At 62.6% G+C, this 15953-nt stretch carries 16 protein-coding genes; 14 read left to right on the top strand and 2 right to left on the bottom strand.

Features of this window, described 5'->3' with window-relative positions; translation table 11 throughout:
* Positions 1 to 5: 5 nt before the first annotated feature.
* The 8 genes from RG836_RS03700 (at position 6) to RG836_RS03665 (ending at position 8606) form a co-directional block, all read left to right on the top strand.
* The gene (locus tag RG836_RS03700; protein WP_310843298.1) at positions 6 to 1031 is read left to right on the top strand and encodes an ABC transporter substrate-binding protein; all 1026 of its coding nucleotides are present in this window, start codon (positions 6 to 8) and stop codon (positions 1029 to 1031) included.
* A gap of 5 nt (positions 1032 to 1036) precedes the next feature.
* Positions 1037 to 1897 (top strand): ABC transporter ATP-binding protein, encoded by an 861-nt coding sequence (locus tag RG836_RS03695; protein ID WP_310843297.1) that lies wholly within the window; start codon positions 1037 to 1039, stop codon positions 1895 to 1897.
* A 20-nt stretch (positions 1898 to 1917) separates the two neighbouring features.
* Positions 1918 to 2772: an ABC transporter permease gene (locus RG836_RS03690; protein ID WP_310843294.1), complete on the top strand. Its 855-nt coding sequence runs from the start codon at positions 1918 to 1920 to the stop codon at positions 2770 to 2772.
* 197 nt (positions 2773 to 2969) lie between these two features.
* Positions 2970 to 3890 carry a LysR family transcriptional regulator gene (locus tag RG836_RS03685; protein WP_310843292.1) on the top strand — a complete coding sequence of 307 codons (921 nt, stop codon included), beginning with the start codon at positions 2970 to 2972 and terminating at the stop codon, positions 3888 to 3890.
* Between the two features lie 277 nt (positions 3891 to 4167).
* The gene (locus tag RG836_RS03680; RefSeq protein WP_310843290.1) at positions 4168 to 5703 is read left to right on the top strand and encodes an MFS transporter; all 1536 of its coding nucleotides are present in this window, start codon (positions 4168 to 4170) and stop codon (positions 5701 to 5703) included.
* A gap of 20 nt (positions 5704 to 5723) precedes the next feature.
* Complete coding sequence (locus RG836_RS03675) at positions 5724 to 6788, top strand: HlyD family secretion protein (RefSeq protein ID WP_310843288.1); 1065 nt, start codon at positions 5724 to 5726, stop codon at positions 6786 to 6788.
* Positions 6789 to 6814: 26 nt separating this feature from the next.
* Positions 6815 to 8248 (top strand): efflux transporter outer membrane subunit, encoded by a 1434-nt coding sequence (locus RG836_RS03670; RefSeq protein ID WP_409078052.1) that lies wholly within the window; start codon positions 6815 to 6817, stop codon positions 8246 to 8248.
* A 106-nt stretch (positions 8249 to 8354) separates the two neighbouring features.
* Positions 8355 to 8606 (top strand): DUF2789 domain-containing protein, encoded by a 252-nt coding sequence (locus tag RG836_RS03665; protein ID WP_310843286.1) that lies wholly within the window; start codon positions 8355 to 8357, stop codon positions 8604 to 8606.
* Here the strand turns inward: RG836_RS03665 and RG836_RS03660 are convergent.
* Positions 8603 to 8878: a type II toxin-antitoxin system RelE/ParE family toxin gene (locus RG836_RS03660; RefSeq protein ID WP_310843285.1), complete on the bottom strand. Its 276-nt coding sequence runs from the start codon at positions 8876 to 8878 to the stop codon at positions 8603 to 8605. The two genes, RG836_RS03665 and RG836_RS03660, sit on opposite strands and share 4 nt — an antisense overlap.
* Before the next feature lie 5 nt (positions 8879 to 8883).
* Positions 8884 to 9162, bottom strand: a complete 279-nt coding sequence (locus tag RG836_RS03655) for an antitoxin of toxin-antitoxin stability system (protein ID WP_310843284.1) — start codon at positions 9160 to 9162, stop codon at positions 8884 to 8886.
* Between the two features lie 197 nt (positions 9163 to 9359).
* Here RG836_RS03655 and RG836_RS03650 point away from each other — a divergent pair, with 197 nt between their 5' ends.
* The 6 genes from RG836_RS03650 to RG836_RS03625 all read left to right on the top strand — a co-directional run bounded on the left by RG836_RS03650 (position 9360) and on the right by RG836_RS03625 (position 15136).
* A complete protein-coding gene (locus RG836_RS03650) occupies positions 9360 to 9788 on the top strand; it encodes a MarR family winged helix-turn-helix transcriptional regulator (protein WP_310843283.1) in 429 nt (142 codons plus the stop codon).
* Entirely contained in the window at positions 9785 to 11866 is a 2082-nt protein-coding gene (locus RG836_RS03645; RefSeq protein WP_310843281.1) for an FUSC family protein, read from the top strand. The genes RG836_RS03650 and RG836_RS03645 overlap by 4 nt, the downstream gene beginning before the upstream one ends.
* Positions 11863 to 12072, top strand: coding sequence for a DUF1656 domain-containing protein (locus RG836_RS03640; RefSeq protein ID WP_310843280.1), 210 nt, complete (start codon positions 11863 to 11865; stop codon positions 12070 to 12072). The genes RG836_RS03645 and RG836_RS03640 overlap by 4 nt, the downstream gene beginning before the upstream one ends.
* Positions 12069 to 12959, top strand: coding sequence for an HlyD family secretion protein (locus RG836_RS03635; protein ID WP_310843279.1), 891 nt, complete (start codon positions 12069 to 12071; stop codon positions 12957 to 12959). The genes RG836_RS03640 and RG836_RS03635 overlap by 4 nt, the downstream gene beginning before the upstream one ends.
* Positions 12956 to 14404 (top strand): efflux transporter outer membrane subunit, encoded by a 1449-nt coding sequence (locus RG836_RS03630; protein ID WP_310843278.1) that lies wholly within the window; start codon positions 12956 to 12958, stop codon positions 14402 to 14404. Before RG836_RS03635 ends, RG836_RS03630 begins: the two co-directional genes overlap by 4 nt.
* A 93-nt stretch (positions 14405 to 14497) precedes the next feature.
* Positions 14498 to 15136 (top strand): NADH:ubiquinone oxidoreductase subunit N, encoded by a 639-nt coding sequence (locus RG836_RS03625; protein WP_310843276.1) that lies wholly within the window; start codon positions 14498 to 14500, stop codon positions 15134 to 15136.
* Positions 15137 to 15953: the final 817 nt, after the last annotated feature.

The following is a 15953-nucleotide window of genomic DNA, read 5'->3' as shown; positions in this document are numbered from 1 at the left end:
TCAGCATGTCCAAACGTCTTCCATGGGCGCCGCTGACGGCGGCCCTCGGCCTGGGTTTCAGCCTGTTGGCCGGCAGCCTGGTGGCGCCGACCGTGGCCCACGCCGAGGGTGAAATCCGCATCGCCGAACAGTTCGGCATCGTCTATCTGCTGCTCAACGTGGTGCGCGATCAGAACCTGATCGAGAAGCACGGCAAGGAAGAAGGCATCGACATCAAGGTCGACTGGACGCAGCTGTCCGGCGGCGCGGCGGTCAACGATGCATTGCTGTCCGGCTCGATCGACATTGCCGGCGCCGGCGTCGGGCCGCTGCTGACCATTTGGGACCGCACCCACGGCAAGCAGAACGTCAAGGCTGTCGCCTCGCTGGGCAACTTTCCCTACTACCTGGTGAGCAATAATCCCAAGGTCAAAACCATCGCCGACTTCACCGAGAAGGATCGCATTGCGGTGCCGGCGGTGGGCGTGTCGGTGCAGTCGCGGTTCTTGCAATACGCGGCGGCCAAGCAATGGGGCGACAAGGAATTCAATCGTCTCGACAAATACACCGTGGCCGTCCCGCACCCGGACGCCACTGCGGCGCTGATCGCTGGCGGCACCGAGTTGACCGGGCATTTCTCCAACCCGCCGTTCCAGGATCAGGCGCTGGAAAATCCCAACGTGCACGTGGTGTTGAACACCTACGACTTGCTCGGCCCGAACTCGCCGACCGTGCTGTTCGCCACCGAAAAATTCCGCAACGACAACCCGAAAACCTACAAGGCGTTCGTCGAGGCACTGAGCGAAGCCGCCGAGTTCGCGCAGAACGACAAAGGCGCGGCGGCGGACACTTACATCCGCGTGACCAAAGCCAAGATCGACCGTGCGGCGCTGCTGAAAATCATCGACAACCCGCAATTCGAATTCAGCGTCACGCCGAAAAACACCTACCCACTGGCCGAGTTCCTGCACCGCGTGGGCGCGATCAAAAACAAACCGGAATCGTGGAAGGATTACTTTTTCCAGGACACCAAACCGTTGCAGGGGAGCTGATCTAGATGAATGCGTCTTTGCAAGGCCACACGGCCAGCAACCCTGTTTCAGCCACCGGCACGTTGCTCGCGGTGGATAACGTCAGCCTGGAATATCGCACCCCGCAACGGGTGGTGCGGGCCACTCACCAAGTCAGTTTTGAGATCGACCCGGCGGACCGCTTTGTGCTGCTCGGGCCGTCCGGTTGCGGCAAGTCGACCTTGCTCAAAGCGGTCGGCGGCTTTATCCAGCCAGTGGAAGGCGAGATCCGCCTCGACGGCCAAGTGGTCCACGGCCCGGGGCCGGACCGCATCGTGGTGTTTCAGGAATTCGATCAACTGCCACCGTGGAAAACCGTCAAGCAGAACGTGATGTTTCCGCTGCTGGCGTCGAAAACCCTTAACCGTCGCGATGCCGAAGAGCGGGCGCTGCATTACCTGGAAAAGGTGGGCCTGGCGGCGTTCGCCGATGCCTATCCGCATACTTTGTCCGGCGGCATGAAGGCCCGTGTAGCGATTGCCCGCGCCTTGGCCATGCAGCCGAAAATCCTGCTGATGGATGAACCCTTCGCCGCCCTCGACGCCCTGACCCGACGCAAGATGCAGGAAGAATTGCTGCTGCTTTGGGAAGAGGTGCGCTTCACCCTGCTGTTCGTCACGCACTCCATCGAAGAAGCGCTGGTGGTGGGCAATCGCATCCTGTTGCTGTCGCCGCATCCGGGTCGGGTGCGCGCGGAAATCCACAGCCATCAGTACGACTTGCACAGCCTCGGTGGCGTGGGTTTCCAGCACACCGCGCAGCGCATTCATCGCTTGTTGTTTGATGAAGGCCCGGTGGGCGATGCCGAGCGTGAGCTGGGTTTCAACGACATTCGCATCGCTTACTAAGCGTTCAAGAGGGTAATGCGATGAGCATCCGCCAAGAATACGAAGTTGCTTTGGAGCCGCTGTTGAGCGTGCCTCTGGAGCGTGAATTACCGTTGGGCCAGCGTCTGTGGCAGCAGGGCTGGTTGCGTAAAAGTGTGATCCTGATTTTGCTCGCGGTGCTGTGGGAAGCGGCGGCGCGGTATCAAAACAACGATTTGCTGTTGCCGAGTTTCCTGCAGACCAGCATCGCGCTGTACGACGGTCTGGCCAGTGGTGAGTTGCTGGGCAAGGTGTGGATTTCCCTGGTGGTGTTGCTCAAGGGGTATGTGCTCGGCATCGTGTTAGCGTTCGGCCTGACCACGCTGGCAGTGTCGAGCCAGTTCGGTCGCGATTTGCTGAGCACCCTGACCTCGATGTTTAACCCGTTGCCGGCCATTGCGTTGTTGCCGCTAGCGTTACTGTGGTTTGGCCTGGGACAGAACAGCCTGATTTTCGTGCTGGTGCATTCGGTGCTGTGGGCGCTGGCGCTGAACATGTACGCCGGATTCCTCGGGGTGTCGGAAACCCTGCGCATGGCGGGGCGTAACTATGGCCTCACGGGCATCCGCTTTGTGCTGTTCATCCTGATCCCGGCGGCGCTGCCGTCGATCCTCGCCGGGTTGAAAATCGGCTGGGCTTTCGCCTGGCGCACGCTGATCGCCGCCGAGCTGGTATTCGGCGCCACCAGCGGCAAGGGCGGCCTCGGCTGGTACATCTTCCAGAACCGCAATGAGCTGTACACCGACAAAGTATTCGCCGGGCTGGCGGTTGTGATCCTCATTGGTTTGCTGGTGGAGAACCTGGTGTTCAACATCCTTGAGCGGGTGACGGTCAAGCGCTGGGGGATGCAGCGGTAGGTTGGGTGTTGCTGCTGGCCTCATCGCTGGCAAGCCAGCTCCCACAGGGTTTTGTGGCTGGCCATTATCTTTTGTTCGGCGCCGATCACTGTGGGAGCTGGCTTGCCAGCGATAGGGCCCGATCTGGAACCGCTTATCTTGAAGATGTTTGCTAGCATTGCACCCGACTCAATCCCGGTCGTCGATGAGTGCTCTGCATGCAACTCCCGGACATGAACCTGTTGGTCGCCCTCGACGCCTTGCTCGACGAGGGCAGTGTGGTGGGCGCGGCGCGGCGGATGAACCTCAGCCCGGCGGCGATGAGCCGCACCCTCACGCGAATTCGCGACGCCATAGGCGACCCGATTCTGGTGCGCGCCGGCCGTGGCCTGGTGCCGACCCCCAAAGCCCTGGCCCTGCGGGAACAGGTGCGCGACCTGGTCGAGCAAGCAGCGCTGCTCTTTCGCTCAGCCGATCAGGTTGAACTCGGCAGCTTGCGCCGACGCTTCAGCATCCGCGCCAATGACTTTTTCGTCGGCGTGTACGGCGGCAAGCTGTTTGACACTCTCGACCGCCAGGCCCCGCATTGCGAATTGCGCTTCGTCCCGGAAGGCGATGGCGACGACGAGGCGCTGCGCGAAGGGCGGATTGATCTGAACGTCAGCAACAACCGGCCACTGATGCCTGAAGTCAAAGTGCAAAACCTGTTCTCGACCCATTTCGTTGGCCTGGTGCGCGAGGATCATCCGCTGTTCGAAGAGGAAATCACTGCCGAGCGCTACGCCGGGTTTTCCCACATCAGCATGTCGCGCCGAGGCATCGCCCGTGGCCCGATCGACACCGCGCTCAACGCCCTGGGGCTGGAGCGAAGGGTGGCGGTGATCGCGCCAAGTTTCCACGCCGCGATGTTCGCTTTGCCCGATTCCAACCTGATTTTGCCGGTGCCCAAGGAGGCTCTGCGGAGCGTACGGCGGCTGGGCTTGCGCTTGCGCTGGTTCGAACTGCCGTTGGCGCTGCCGACCATCATCCTGACCCAGTCCTGGCACCCCCGTTACGACAATGACCCGGCGCACCGCTGGCTGCGCGAAACGCTTAAGGCTTGCTGCGATGCGACTTGGAAAGAGTCGCAGCCTGACTGATTGCGCATTGCCGTGGTGAGTAATGGTGCGGTGCTGTGGTAAGTGATAGTGAAATGCTTTTGTGGCGAGGGAGCTTGCTCCCGCTCGAGTGCGCAGCGCTCGCAAAAATTTTGGGCCGCTGCGCGACCCAGCGGGAGCAAGCTCCCTCGCCACAGGGGAACTGCGGCGCGTTTAATTCGTGCGTCTGACGCACTTATAAGTTGTCGATAAGTCAGTTTTCCACACGGGTTGATCTTCATACACTGCTCCGGACTTATTCATCTGGAGTTGGCAACCCATGACCTCCCTCACGGTCACGAGTCCGGCGACCGTGGCCGGTTCCACCGCAGCGGCGCCACCGGTGTTTAGTGGTCGGATCATCACCGGCCTGGTCGGCGTGCTGCTCGCGGTGCTGGTGGCAGGCCTCAACGAAACGGTAATCAAGGTCGCCCTCGCGGATATTCGCGGCGGGCTCGGCATTGGTTACGACGAAGGCACCTGGCTGGTGGCCGGTTACGCCGCGACGTCGGTGGCCGCCGCCGCGTTCGCGCCTTGGTGCGCGGTGACCTTCTCCCTGCGCCGTTTCACCCTGGCCGCCATCGCCGTGTTTGTGCTGCTCGGGGTGCTGTGCCCGTTCGCGCCGAGTTTCGAAAGCTTGCTGGTGCTGCGCATCGTCCAAGGGCTGGCCGCCGGTGCGTTGCCGCCGATGCTGATGACCGTGGCCCTGCGTTTCCTGCCGCCCGGCGTGAAGCTTTATGGCTTGGCCGGTTATGCCTTGACCGCGACCTTCGGCCCCGGCATCGGTACACCCCTGGCGGGGTTGTGGACCGAGCACGTCGGCTGGCAATGGACCTTCTGGCAAATCATCGTTCCGGCGCTGATCGCCATGCTCGCCGTGGGCTACGGCATTCCCCAGGACCCGGTGCGCCTGGAACGCCTCAAGGCTTTCAACTGGCGCGGTTTGCTGCTGGGTTTTCCGGCGATTTGCATGCTGGTGGTCGGCATCCTCCAGGGCAATCGCCTGGACTGGTTCGAGTCTGGGCTGATCTGCTTTTTGCTCGCCGGCGGCCTGGTGCTGATGGTGTTGTTCATGGTCAACGAATGGTCGCAAGAGGTGCCGTTCTTCAACCTGCAAATGCTCGGCATCCGCAACTTGTCATTCGCGCTGATAACCCTGGCAGGCGTGTTGGTGGTGTTGCTGGCGGTGATCCTGATCCCGTCCAGTTACCTGGCGCAGGTCCAGGGTTATCGGCCATGGCAAACCGCGCCGGTGATGCTGCTGATGGCCGGCCCGCAATTGATCGCTCTGCCGCTGGTGGCGGCGCTGTGCAACCTGCGCTGGGTCGATTGCCGCTGGGTATTGGGGATCGGCCTGAGCATGCTGGCGTTGTCATGCATTGGCGGCTCGCAGATTACGTCGGTGTGGATCCGCGATGATTTCTACGTGCTGCAACTGCTGCAGATTTTTGGCCAGCCCATGGCGGTGCTGCCGCTGCTGATGCTCGCCACTGGCAGCATCCACCCGACGCAGGGGCCGTTCGCCTCGGCGTGGTTCAACACGGTCAAGGGCCTGGCGGCGGTAATCGCCACTGGCGTGCTGGAAACCCTGACCACGGCGCGCCAGCACTTGCACTCGACCATGCTGGTGGACCGCCTCGGCAATTCGCCGCTGGCCGACAGCGACAGCGCCGGGCTTGCCCACCGCATTCATATGCAGGCGCTGGTGCTGACGTCCTCGGACCTTTACCTGTGCATGGCCGGCATTGCGCTGGCGCTAATCCTGCTGATTTTCTGGCTGCCGACGCGGATGTATCCGCCGCGCGCGCCGACCTGATCGCTACATCGAGGTTGTATATGACGCTCCAATCCAAACAGAAAACCGTGATCGGCGTGGTCGCGGCGGTAGTCGCAATCGGTGTGCTGACGTACTGGCTGGCGCCGGGTGTGTTCGGTCAGCGCACGCACCAGCGCACCAACGATGCCTACATCTCGGCCGACTTCACGCTGGTGGTGCCGCGGGTTGCCGGGTTTATCAAAGAGGTGCTGGTGGAGGACCATCAGCAGGTCAAGGCCGGGCAGTTGTTGGCGCTGATCGACGACCGCGATTTGCGCGCGGCGGCCCAGGCGGCGGACGCGCAAACGCTGGTGGCCAAGGCCCAATTGAAAAACGCGCAGGCCACCCTGGAGCGGCAGACCTCGGTGATCGCCCAGGCACAGGCCAAGGTCGTGTCGGCCAAAGCCGAAGTGGCCTTCGCGCAACATGAATTGACCCGATACAACCACCTCGCCGGGGTAGGCGCGGGCACCGTGCAAAGCGCGCAACAGGCGCGCACCCGCATCGATCAGGCCATGGCGCGTTCGGCGGAGGCCAGCGCGGTGCTGGAGGCCGAACGCAAACAGGTCGAGATTCTGACTGCGCAGCGCGATGCCGCCGATGGCAACTTGAAACGCGCGCAGGCAGCGCTGGAAATCGCCAGTTTCGACCTGTCCTACACTCGCATCGTCGCGCCGCAGGACGGCATGGTCGGCGAGCGCGCGGTGCGGGTCGGCGCCTACGTCACCCCGGGCAGTAAACTGCTGGCGGTGGTGCCGTTGCAGCAGGCCTACGTGATGGCCAATTTTCAGGAAACCCAGCTGATCGACATGCAGCCAGGGCAAGACGTACAGGTGTCGGTCGACAGCCTCGGCGGGGCGATCCTGCATGGTCGCGTCGACAGCCTCGCGCCGGCCACCGGGGTGACGTTTGCCTCGATCAAACCGGACAACGCCACCGGCAACTTCACCAAAGTCGTACAGCGTATCCCGGTGAAAATCATCCTTGATCCGGGCCAGCCACTGGCCGAACGCTTGCGCGTGGGGATGTCGGTGGAGGCGAGCATCGACACGGTCCTTCGCCGGACTGAGGTGGTGCAGCAATGAGCCTGTTTCTACGGCGAGGAAGCTCAATGGTTTTAGCGTTGGCGGGTCTGTCGCTGGGCGCCTGCAGCGTCGGCCCGGATTTTCAGCGGCCGCAACCGCTGCAAGTCAGCGAATGGTCCAGGCCGCAAAAAGCCGCCGGCAGCCAGGCCGTGGCAACGACCCTGGACGAGCGTTGGTGGGAGGTATTCCGGGACGCCAAACTCTCAGCCCTGAGCCAGCGCGCGCTCAGCGACAACCTTGACCTGAAACTGGCCAGCAGCCGCTTGCAGCAAAGCCGCGCCGCGCGCCAGGTGGTGACCGCCGAGCAATACCCGGACACCGCCGTCGGCGGCAGCTACAGCCGCGAGCGCAACAGTACCAAGGGTTTGAGCGACCCGTCGGGCAAGGGCGGGCGTGAGGCCTTCAACCTGTGGGATGCCGGGTTTTCGGCGGCGTGGGAACTGGATGTGTGGGGCCGCGTGCGACGTCAAACCGAAGCCGCCGACGCCACCCTGGAAGTGGCAGAAAACGATCAGCGCGGGGTGCTGATCGCGGTGCTCGCCGAAACCGCCCAGGACTACCTGCAACTGCGCGGCGTGCAGAACACCCGCGCCGTCACCGAGCAGAACCTCGACGTGGCTCGGCACAGCCTGAAGCTCTCGCAACTGCGCCTGGCCGATGGCGTGGCCACTGATCTGGACGTCGCCGAAGCCGCCGCGCAAGTGGCCACCATTGAGGCGCGACTGCCCGCCTTGCAACAACGCCAGGCCCAACTGATCAACGCGCTGAGCCTGCTGATGGGCGAGCCGCCGCAGGCCTTGGCGGCGGAGCTGTCGGCCGATGCGCCGATCCCGCAAACCCCGCGTCAGGTAGCGATCGGTCTGCCCTCGCAGCTGGCCGAACGGCGCCCGGACATTCGCCAGGCCGAAGCCCGACTGCATGCCGCCACGGCGAGCATCGGCGTGGCTAAGGGGGATTTTTATCCGCGCATCACCCTGTCCGGCAACCTGGGTTCGCAAGCCATGCAGTTGAGCGATTTCGGCTCGTGGGGCTCGCGCTCGTTCGGCATCGGCCCGCAGTTCAGCCTGCCGCTGTTCGACGGCGGACGCCTGCGCGGCGTGCTCAAACTGCGTGAAGCCCAACAACAGGAAGCGGCGGTGGCCTATCAGCAGACCGTGCTGCGCGCCTGGCATGAAATCGACGATCAGTTGACCGCGTACAACGCCAGCCAACTGCGCCGCGACAGCCTCGCCGAAGCGGTGCGGCAAAACCAGATCGCCCTGCATACCGCACAACGCCAATACACCGAGGGCGTGGTGGATTTCGTCAACGTGCTGACGGTGCAAGCGGCGCTGCTGAGCACGCAGGAGCAACTGGTCGAAAGCTCGACCGGCGTGTCGCTGGCCATGGTCGGTTTGTACAAGGCTCTGGGGGGTGGCTGGCAGTCGGTCTATCCGTTGCCACAGACCGCGCAACGCTGAGCGGCGCCGGTGCCCGGCGGGCGGATTTTTTCGTGGCGACGGTGGGTGCGCCTAGACTTTGCAGAGTCAGCGTCCGCTCATCGTTGCCCGCCACAGGAGCCCCGCCATGCACACCCCAACCCACAGCCTGCCGTCGCTGTTCAAGCAACTTGGCCTCGAGCACGACCCGGAAAGCATCGACCAATTCATTGCCAGCCACTCGCCGCTGCGGCCAAAAATGCACCTGGCCAACGCGTTTTTCTGGAGCAAAAGCCAAGCGCAATTTCTGCGCGATGGAATTCTCGAGGACGCGGATTGGGCGGAGGTGGTGGATCAACTGGACGTGATGTTGCGCAAGGGGCGAGGGCGTCCCGTTTAGCGCGCTGCCGGGGGGCACTGGCGAGCGGTATGAATAATGGCTAGTACCCAAATGATTTCCTGGTCAATTTCGTAAACGATTCGGTAATTGGGATGAGGGCTTAACTCTCGTGTGCCTTTAATCAACCCCAACGGTGCACCTCGTGGGTGTTGGATCAGACGGCTGACTGAGCCGCTGATCCGAGCATCGATGTCGATGGCTGCTCGAGGGTTGAAGGCATGCAGATAATCCCAGATGTCAGCACGATCCTGTGCAGCTTGCGGCGTCCACATAATCCTCATTTAAGCGAAGCCGCCTGCGTGCGCCTCAGGGCAAAAGCGGTTTCTACTTCGTCATGCGTCAACCCTTGTCCGGCTTGGACGGCTTCACGAGAGATGTCGACTTTGCGTTGCAAAAAAGCCTCATATTCCCTGGATTCTTGTTGCGTCTGCACGTACTGCCGCATCAGTTCCCGAACAATCTGAGAAGCAGGTCGATGTGCGGCTTCTGCTTCCGCCATGAACTGGTCCCGCAAATCGGATTCAAGCTTCATCGTAAAGACCGCTTGTTTTGACATGTCCTGCCTCCTAGCGAATGTAATAACTAAGTGTATATGTCGTTCATACCTTTTGCCTCTGCTGCGGTTCTGGCGGCCGCTGGGCGGAACGATATGTTTCAAAACTTGACTGAATTTCCCATGCAGTGCGATATTGATAGTTAGCAAACTAACAGTATCCGAGCTTTCACGTGTCTCAGTCTCTCGACGCTCTTCAAATGAACATCAGCAGTGCCATGGTGGTGGCTGCGCGGCACTGGCGGAAAATCTGCCAGACCACGCTGGTCAACTACGGCATTTCCGAAGCCTGCGCGGTCCCTTTGTTGATGATCGGACGGCTGGGCGAGGGCGTGCGGCAGGTCACTGTGGCGCAGGCGGCTGGCATGGAGAGCCCATCGCTGGTGCGTCTGCTTGATCAGTTGTGCCATTCCGGCTACGTGCAACGCAGCGAAGATCCGCACGATCGTCGGGCCAAATGCCTGAGCCTGACCGAGCGCGGTCGCGAGTTGGTGCAAGCAGTGGAAGTCGAACTGGTGCGTCTGCGCCATGAAGTGCTCGAAGGCATCGACGAGGCGGATTTGCAGGCGACCTTGCGTGTGCTGCGGGCGTTTGAGGCGGCGCAGTACGTACCGGTGGTCGGCTCGTGAACGGGTTTTTCACGGGCGTACCGCCGGCCCGCGACTGGTTTTTCGGCGTGCGCACGTTCGCCGCGTCGATGATCGCGTTGTACATCGCCTTGCTGATGCAGATGCCCCGTCCGTACTGGGCGATGGCCACGGTGTACATCGTCGCCAGCCCGTTTGTCGGACCGACCAGTTCCAAGGCGCTGTACCGCGCAGTCGGTACGTTTATCGGCGCGGCGGCCGCCGTGCTGTTCGTGCCGATGTTTATCCAGACGCCTTATCTGCTGGTGGTGATTATCGCGTTGTGGACCGGCACCTTGCTGTTCCTCTCACTGCATTTGCGCACCGCCAACAGCTACGCGTTGATGCTCGCCGGTTACACCTTGCCGCTGATTGCCTTGCCGGTGGTGGATAACCCGCTCGCGGTGTGGGATGTGGCCGAGGCGCGCACTGAAGAAATCTTCCTTGGCATCGCCTGCGCGGCGGTGGTCGGGGCGATTTTCTGGCCGCGTCGGCTGATGCCGGTGTTCAGCGACTCGGTTGACAAGTGGTTCAGCGATGCCTCGTCCTACAGCCTGCGTTTCCTCAACCGCGACGTGCAGCCGGAAGAGGTCAGCAACCTGCGCTCAGCCATGGTCGCGACCTTCAACTCGCTTGAATTGATGATCGGCCAATTGCCCCACGAAGGCGCCCGGCCGCAAACCGTGCGCAATACCAAGGAATTGCGCGGGCGGATGATTCATCTGCTGCCGGTGGTGGACGCCCTCGATGATGCGCTCTACGCCCTGGAGCGCCGCACCCCGGAGCTGGTCGACAAGTTCGCGCCAGTGCTCGAGTCCACCCGTCAGTGGCTGGCGCAAAACGAAGGCTCGCTGCAGTCCTGGGAAGCGTTGAGGGCTCAACTCGACGCACTGCAACCGAGCGCCGTCGAACTCAATGAACGCAAGGCTCTGTTGTTTTCCAACGCGCTGTACCGCCTCGGCGAATGGATCGACCTGTGGCAAGACTGTCGCAGTCTGCAGCAAGCCATCGCCAGCGACAGCCAGGACAACTGGCGCGCGGTGTATCGCCATTGGCGGCTGGGCCGTTTGACGCCGTTTCTCGACCGCGGGTTGATGCTCTATTCCGCCGCGTCCACGGTGTCGGCGATCATCGTCGCGTCGGTGCTGTGGATTCTGCTCGGCTGGAGCGACGGCGGCAGCGCGGTGATTCTAGCGGCGGTGGCGTGCAGTTTCTTCGCCTCCATGGACGACCCGGCGCCGCAGATTTTCCGCTTTTTTTTCTGGACCGGGATGTCGGTGCTGTTCGCCAGCCTGTATCTGTTTGTGGTGCTGCCGAACCTGCACGATTTCCCGATGCTGGTGCTGGCCTTCGCGGTGCCGTTTATCTGCATCGGCACCCTGACCGTGCAGCCGCGCTTCTACCTCGGCATGCTGCTGACACTGGTCAACACCTCCTCTTTCATCAGCATTCAGGGCGCCTACGACGCTGATTTTCTCAGCTTCGCCAACAACAATCTGGCGGGGCCGGTGGGTCTGCTGTTTGCCTTTGTCTGGACCCTGATCGCGCGGCCGTTCGGTGCGGAACTCGCGGCCAAGCGCCTGACGCGGTTCAGTTGGCGCGACATCGTCGACCTGACCGAGCCCGCCTCCCTGGCCGAGCATCGGCGGCTGGGCGTGCAGATGCTCGATCGCTTGATGCAACACTTGCCGCGCCTGGCGCTGACCGGGCAAGACACCGGCATCGCCCTGCGTGAGTTGCGGGTGGCGCTGAATCTTCTGGACTTGCTGACCTACACCCCGCGCGTGATCGGCATCCCGAACACCTTGCTGCGGCAAGTGGTAAGCGAAGTCGGCGACTACTTTTCGGCTTGCCTCAAGGCCGGCGAGCGATTGCCGGCGCGGAGTCCGTTGCTGATGACCCTCGACCGCACGCGTCGGGCGCTCAACCATGAGGCCGCGCAGGGCGATCACCCAACCCGCCTGCACTTGCTGCACGCCTTGAGCGGTTTGCGCCTGGCGCTGTTGCCTGGGGTGGAATTTGTCGGCGGCGGCGAGCATGAAGCGCCGCTGCCCCATGGCATCGATGGAGCGCCTTTATGATCGGTGATCTGGACATCAGCGGGGTGTTCCTGCCGACGCTGCTGGTGCTGATGGGCATCACCTACGTGCTGTACCTGTTGGTGCACGGGCTGCTGACGCGCCTGCACTTTTATCGCTTGGTGTGGCACCGGGCGCTGTTCAACGTTGCTCTCTACGCCCTGCTGCTGGGCGCCGTGAATTCACTCAGTCGATATTTGATGACATGAAAAAACCATTTTTGACCCTTGGCCGCGTCGTCCTGACGCTGCTGATCGTGACCTTCGCCGTTGTCGTGGTCTGGCGCATGGTGATGTATTACATGTTCGCGCCCTGGACCCGCGACGGGCACATTCGCGCCGACATCGTGCAGATCGCGCCGGACGTGTCCGGGCTGATCCAGAACGTACAGGTGCGCGACAACCAGTTGGTGCAGCGCGGCCAGGTGTTGTTCAGCATCGATCAGGACCGCTTCAAACTGGCCCTGCGCCAGGCGAAAGCGGCGCTGGCCGACCGTGAGGAAACCCTGGCCCAGGCGCAACGCGAAGCCAAGCGTAACCGTGGCCTGGGCAATCTGGTGCCGGGCGAGCAACTGGAAGAAAGCCAGTCGCGGGTGGCCCGTGCGCAGTCGGCGCTGGCCGAAGCGCAGGTGGCTGTCGACAGCGCCCAGTTGAACCTCGACCGCTCGGTGATCCGCAGCCCGGTGGACGGCTACGTCAACGACCGCGCCCCGCGTGCCCAGGAGTTCGTCACCGCCGGGCGCGCGGTGTTGTCGGTGGTGGACAGCAATTCGTTTCACATCGACGGCTATTTCGAAGAGACCAAACTCGACGGCATCCACGTCGGCCAGAGCGTCGACATCCGCGTGATCGGTGACCGTGCGCGGCTGCGCGGGCATGTCGAGAGCATCGTCGCCGGTATCGAAGACCGCGATCGCAGCAGCGGTTCCAACCTGCTGCCGAACGTTAACCCGGCGTTCAGTTGGGTGCGCCTGGCGCAGCGGATTCCGGTGCGCATCGCCTTCGATGACGTCCCGGCGGACTTCCGCATGATCGCCGGGCGCACCGCCACGGTGTCGATCATTGACGACCAGACCCGGCGGGAGCCGACGCCATGAACCGGGCAGCGACGTTCGCCCTGGCTGGCTTAGGTGTGCTGCTGTCGGCATGCCAAGTGGTCGGCCCGGATTACCAGTTGCCTAAGGACGCCGCGGTGCAGCGCCAGGACTTGCAGGGTCATGTCGCTGGCGACAATCCCAACGTGGTCTCGGCGCCGGTGCCTGGCGATTGGTGGCGGCTGTATCAAGACCCGCGGCTCGATCGATTGGTGGAGCAGGCCATGGCCTCCAACACCGACTTGCGGGTCTCTGCCGCCAACCTGACCCGCGCCCGGGCCCAGGTCGACGAAGCGCAAGCGGCCGGCGGCTGGAGCGGCGGGGTCAAACTCAGCGCGCAGCGCTTGCAGGAATCCGGCGAAGCCTTCCTGCTGACCGAGAAAGTGCCGGTGGCCAACATTGGCGATGTCGGCATTACCACTTCCTATCAGTTCGATCTGTTCGGCACCTTGCAGCGCGGCATCGAAGCCGCCAAGGCCAACGCCGACGCTACCCAAGCGGCGGCCGATACCGCACGCATTACTGTGGTGGCCGATGTGGTGCGGGCCTACACCCAGGTCTGCGCCGCCAACGAGGAGCGGGAGATCGCTGAGCATTCCCTCGACCTGCAAGCCCAGAGCACGCAAATGACCCAGCGCCTGCGCGACGCCGGCCGGGGCGATGAAACCCAGGTCACCCGTTCGCAAACCCAATTCAAATCCTTGCGCGCTGACTTGCCGCGTTACGAAGCGGCGCGTCAGGCCGGGCTGTTTCGCCTGTCGATGCTGCTGGCCAAACCCCTCGACCAGTTGCCGGCCGGCACCGACCATTGCGCCGAGCTGCCGAAGATCGCACAACTGCTACCGGTGGGCGACGGCGCCACGCTGCTCAAGCGTCGGCCGGATGTGCGCCAGGCCGAGCGACGCCTGGCGGCGGCCACCGCCGGGATCGGCATCGCCACCGGCGAGCTGTACCCGGACATCAGTATCGGCGCCACCGTGGGCACGGTCGGTATTCTCGATAACCTTGGCAAACCGTCGACCAATCGCTGGGGCTTCGGCCCGCTGTTAAGTTGGACCGTGCCGTCGAATGGCTCCCGGGCGCGCATCCGCGAAGCCGAAGCGGCGACCCAGGGCGCCCTGGCGCATTTCGATGGCGTGGTGCTCAACGCCATCCGTGAAACCCAGACTGGCCTGGCGCAGTATTCGGCACTGCTGCAGCGGCGAGATGCGCTGGCCGACGCCGAGCAATCGGCGCAATTGGCGGCAGACCAGACCCACCGCTTTTTCACCGCCGGTCGCGCGTCGTTCCTCGCCGACCTGCAAGCCACCCGCACCTACACCGATGTGCGGGCGCAATTGGCCTCGGCCAACACCCAGGTCGCCATGAGCCAGATCGATTTGTTTCTCGCCCTGGGCGGCGGTTGGGAAAGCGGACGAACGCAAGCGTCACAGGCCGGCAAACCCTGAGGCCGTTGCTATGCTTTGAAGTGTTGGAACGGCGCCCCGTGCAAAGCGCTGTTCCCACGCACAAGGCTCGCGCAGGTCATGGGGACTCCAATAATGAAAAACCCTTATGCTCTCGGCTTCTGGTGCGCCATTGCAGCGCTCGTGCTGCTGTCGGCCACCTACTTCTACGGCATCATGCTGGCCCACCAGATCGACAAGGCCATGGTGTTCCTCGACAGCGCGGCGGCGCTGATTGCGGTCATGGCCATCGTGGTCGTCGCCTGGGCTTCGGTCCAGGGCCAGAAAATCAAGAAACGACAACTCGAACAAGGCAAGACGCGGGTGCTGATCTGGGATACCAAGGTCGCGTTGCGCCGGGTCGAAACCGTGTTCGATCGCTATTTTTGGGGCAGCTACTGGCAACCGGGGCGAACGTTTCAGGAAGTCATGGGCGAACTGACCGGCACGCCGCTGGAAAAAAGCCTCGAAGCGCTGAAGGTCCAATGCCTGGCGCTGGATCAGCAAGTCACCGACGACCGCTGGCACTGGCTCAACAACGCCCGCGAACTGGCCGACGTCGCCACGGCCATGGCCCGCGAGCGCTATCAACTGGATTTCTGCGATCCGCGGGCTGATAACGCCAACGGCAGTGCGGTGATCAACCGTGACTTCGAGGTGCTGGTGTACACCTGGACGGCGCGGCTGAAAAGTTTCGATCATCAATTGGATGAGATTGAGCTGCAGTATTCCTGAGTGCCTGTTTCTGGTTTGGTGTTTTTGCGGACGGGGCGGCCGTATAGCCGACCTGCTCTCGTGTTGTACACGTTTCCCTGTGGAGCGAGCCGGCTCCGGGCGGCGTTCCGACGAAGGCGATCTACCTGCTGACGAATAGATTGCGGATGTTCGAGAACACTGTGACCTGCGGTGCGACAATTCGATTGCCAGCGATGGCTATCTCTCTGCTGACGAGTAAATTGCGGATGGCCCAAAACCCTGTGGGAGCTTGGCTTGCCAGCGATGACTTCTGTTCAGGCACTAGAGAGTTGGCAGGTGTACATATCCATTCCCTTGGTGAAGGCTGATATAGGTTCCGCTCTTACAGCGGGTTACTTGGAAAAGCGCCAAGTAACCAAGCGCTTTAATCCCCTCCATTCGGTGCCTCGCCTAGGCTCGGCATGCCTTCACTCCGGCCTTGCTCCGTGGGCCCGCCGCCATCGGACATCCCTGGCCGGGGGCGGCTAACCCAGCGTCCTGCCGGGTTGCCCACTGCGCAAGACCTGCGTTCAGCCTCTGGTTAACGGGGCAGAGCAGATCAAAAGCCAGATCAAAAGCTATGCGCCGAGGCGGCCTAGTAGCCGACCTGGGTTCGGGTTTTACGCGTTCCCCTTGTGGGAGCGAGCCGGCTCCGGGCGGCGTTCCGACGAAGGCTATCTCCCTGCTGGTGAGTTAAAGCGGATGTCTCCGAAACCTGTGGGAGCTTGGCTTGCCAGCGATGACTTTTGATCAGGCGCTAGATATTTGGCAAGTGTACATATCCATTTCTCTGGTGATGGCTGATATAGGTTCCGCT

Origin of the sequence: Pseudomonas rhizozeae, from assembly GCF_031583775.1 — a bacterium.
Lineage (GTDB): Bacteria > Pseudomonadota > Gammaproteobacteria > Pseudomonadales > Pseudomonadaceae > Aquipseudomonas.
This window is presented reverse-complemented; position numbering and strand designations above follow the sequence as displayed.

What these genes read in the sequence shown, in the direction of transcription:
- RG836_RS03700 (WP_310843298.1), top strand. Translation starts at nt 6, where the DNA reads ATGTCCAAACGTCTTCCATGGGCGCCGCTGACGGCGGCCCTCGGCCTG.
- RG836_RS03695 (WP_310843297.1), top strand. Translation starts at nt 1,037, where the DNA reads ATGAATGCGTCTTTGCAAGGCCACACGGCCAGCAACCCTGTTTCAGCC.
- RG836_RS03690 (WP_310843294.1), top strand. Translation starts at nt 1,918, where the DNA reads ATGAGCATCCGCCAAGAATACGAAGTTGCTTTGGAGCCGCTGTTGAGC.
- RG836_RS03685 (WP_310843292.1), top strand. Translation starts at nt 2,970, where the DNA reads ATGCAACTCCCGGACATGAACCTGTTGGTCGCCCTCGACGCCTTGCTC.
- RG836_RS03680 (WP_310843290.1), top strand. Translation starts at nt 4,168, where the DNA reads ATGACCTCCCTCACGGTCACGAGTCCGGCGACCGTGGCCGGTTCCACC.
- RG836_RS03675 (WP_310843288.1), top strand. Translation starts at nt 5,724, where the DNA reads ATGACGCTCCAATCCAAACAGAAAACCGTGATCGGCGTGGTCGCGGCG.
- RG836_RS03670 (WP_409078052.1), top strand. Translation starts at nt 6,815, where the DNA reads ATGGTTTTAGCGTTGGCGGGTCTGTCGCTGGGCGCCTGCAGCGTCGGC.
- RG836_RS03665 (WP_310843286.1), top strand. Translation starts at nt 8,355, where the DNA reads ATGCACACCCCAACCCACAGCCTGCCGTCGCTGTTCAAGCAACTTGGC.
- RG836_RS03660 (WP_310843285.1), bottom strand. Translation starts at nt 8,878, where the DNA reads ATGTGGACGCCGCAAGCTGCACAGGATCGTGCTGACATCTGGGATTAT.
- RG836_RS03655 (WP_310843284.1), bottom strand. Translation starts at nt 9,162, where the DNA reads ATGTCAAAACAAGCGGTCTTTACGATGAAGCTTGAATCCGATTTGCGG.
- RG836_RS03650 (WP_310843283.1), top strand. Translation starts at nt 9,360, where the DNA reads ATGAACATCAGCAGTGCCATGGTGGTGGCTGCGCGGCACTGGCGGAAA.
- RG836_RS03640 (WP_310843280.1), top strand. Translation starts at nt 11,863, where the DNA reads ATGATCGGTGATCTGGACATCAGCGGGGTGTTCCTGCCGACGCTGCTG.
- RG836_RS03635 (WP_310843279.1), top strand. Translation starts at nt 12,069, where the DNA reads ATGAAAAAACCATTTTTGACCCTTGGCCGCGTCGTCCTGACGCTGCTG.
- RG836_RS03630 (WP_310843278.1), top strand. Translation starts at nt 12,956, where the DNA reads ATGAACCGGGCAGCGACGTTCGCCCTGGCTGGCTTAGGTGTGCTGCTG.
- RG836_RS03625 (WP_310843276.1), top strand. Translation starts at nt 14,498, where the DNA reads ATGAAAAACCCTTATGCTCTCGGCTTCTGGTGCGCCATTGCAGCGCTC.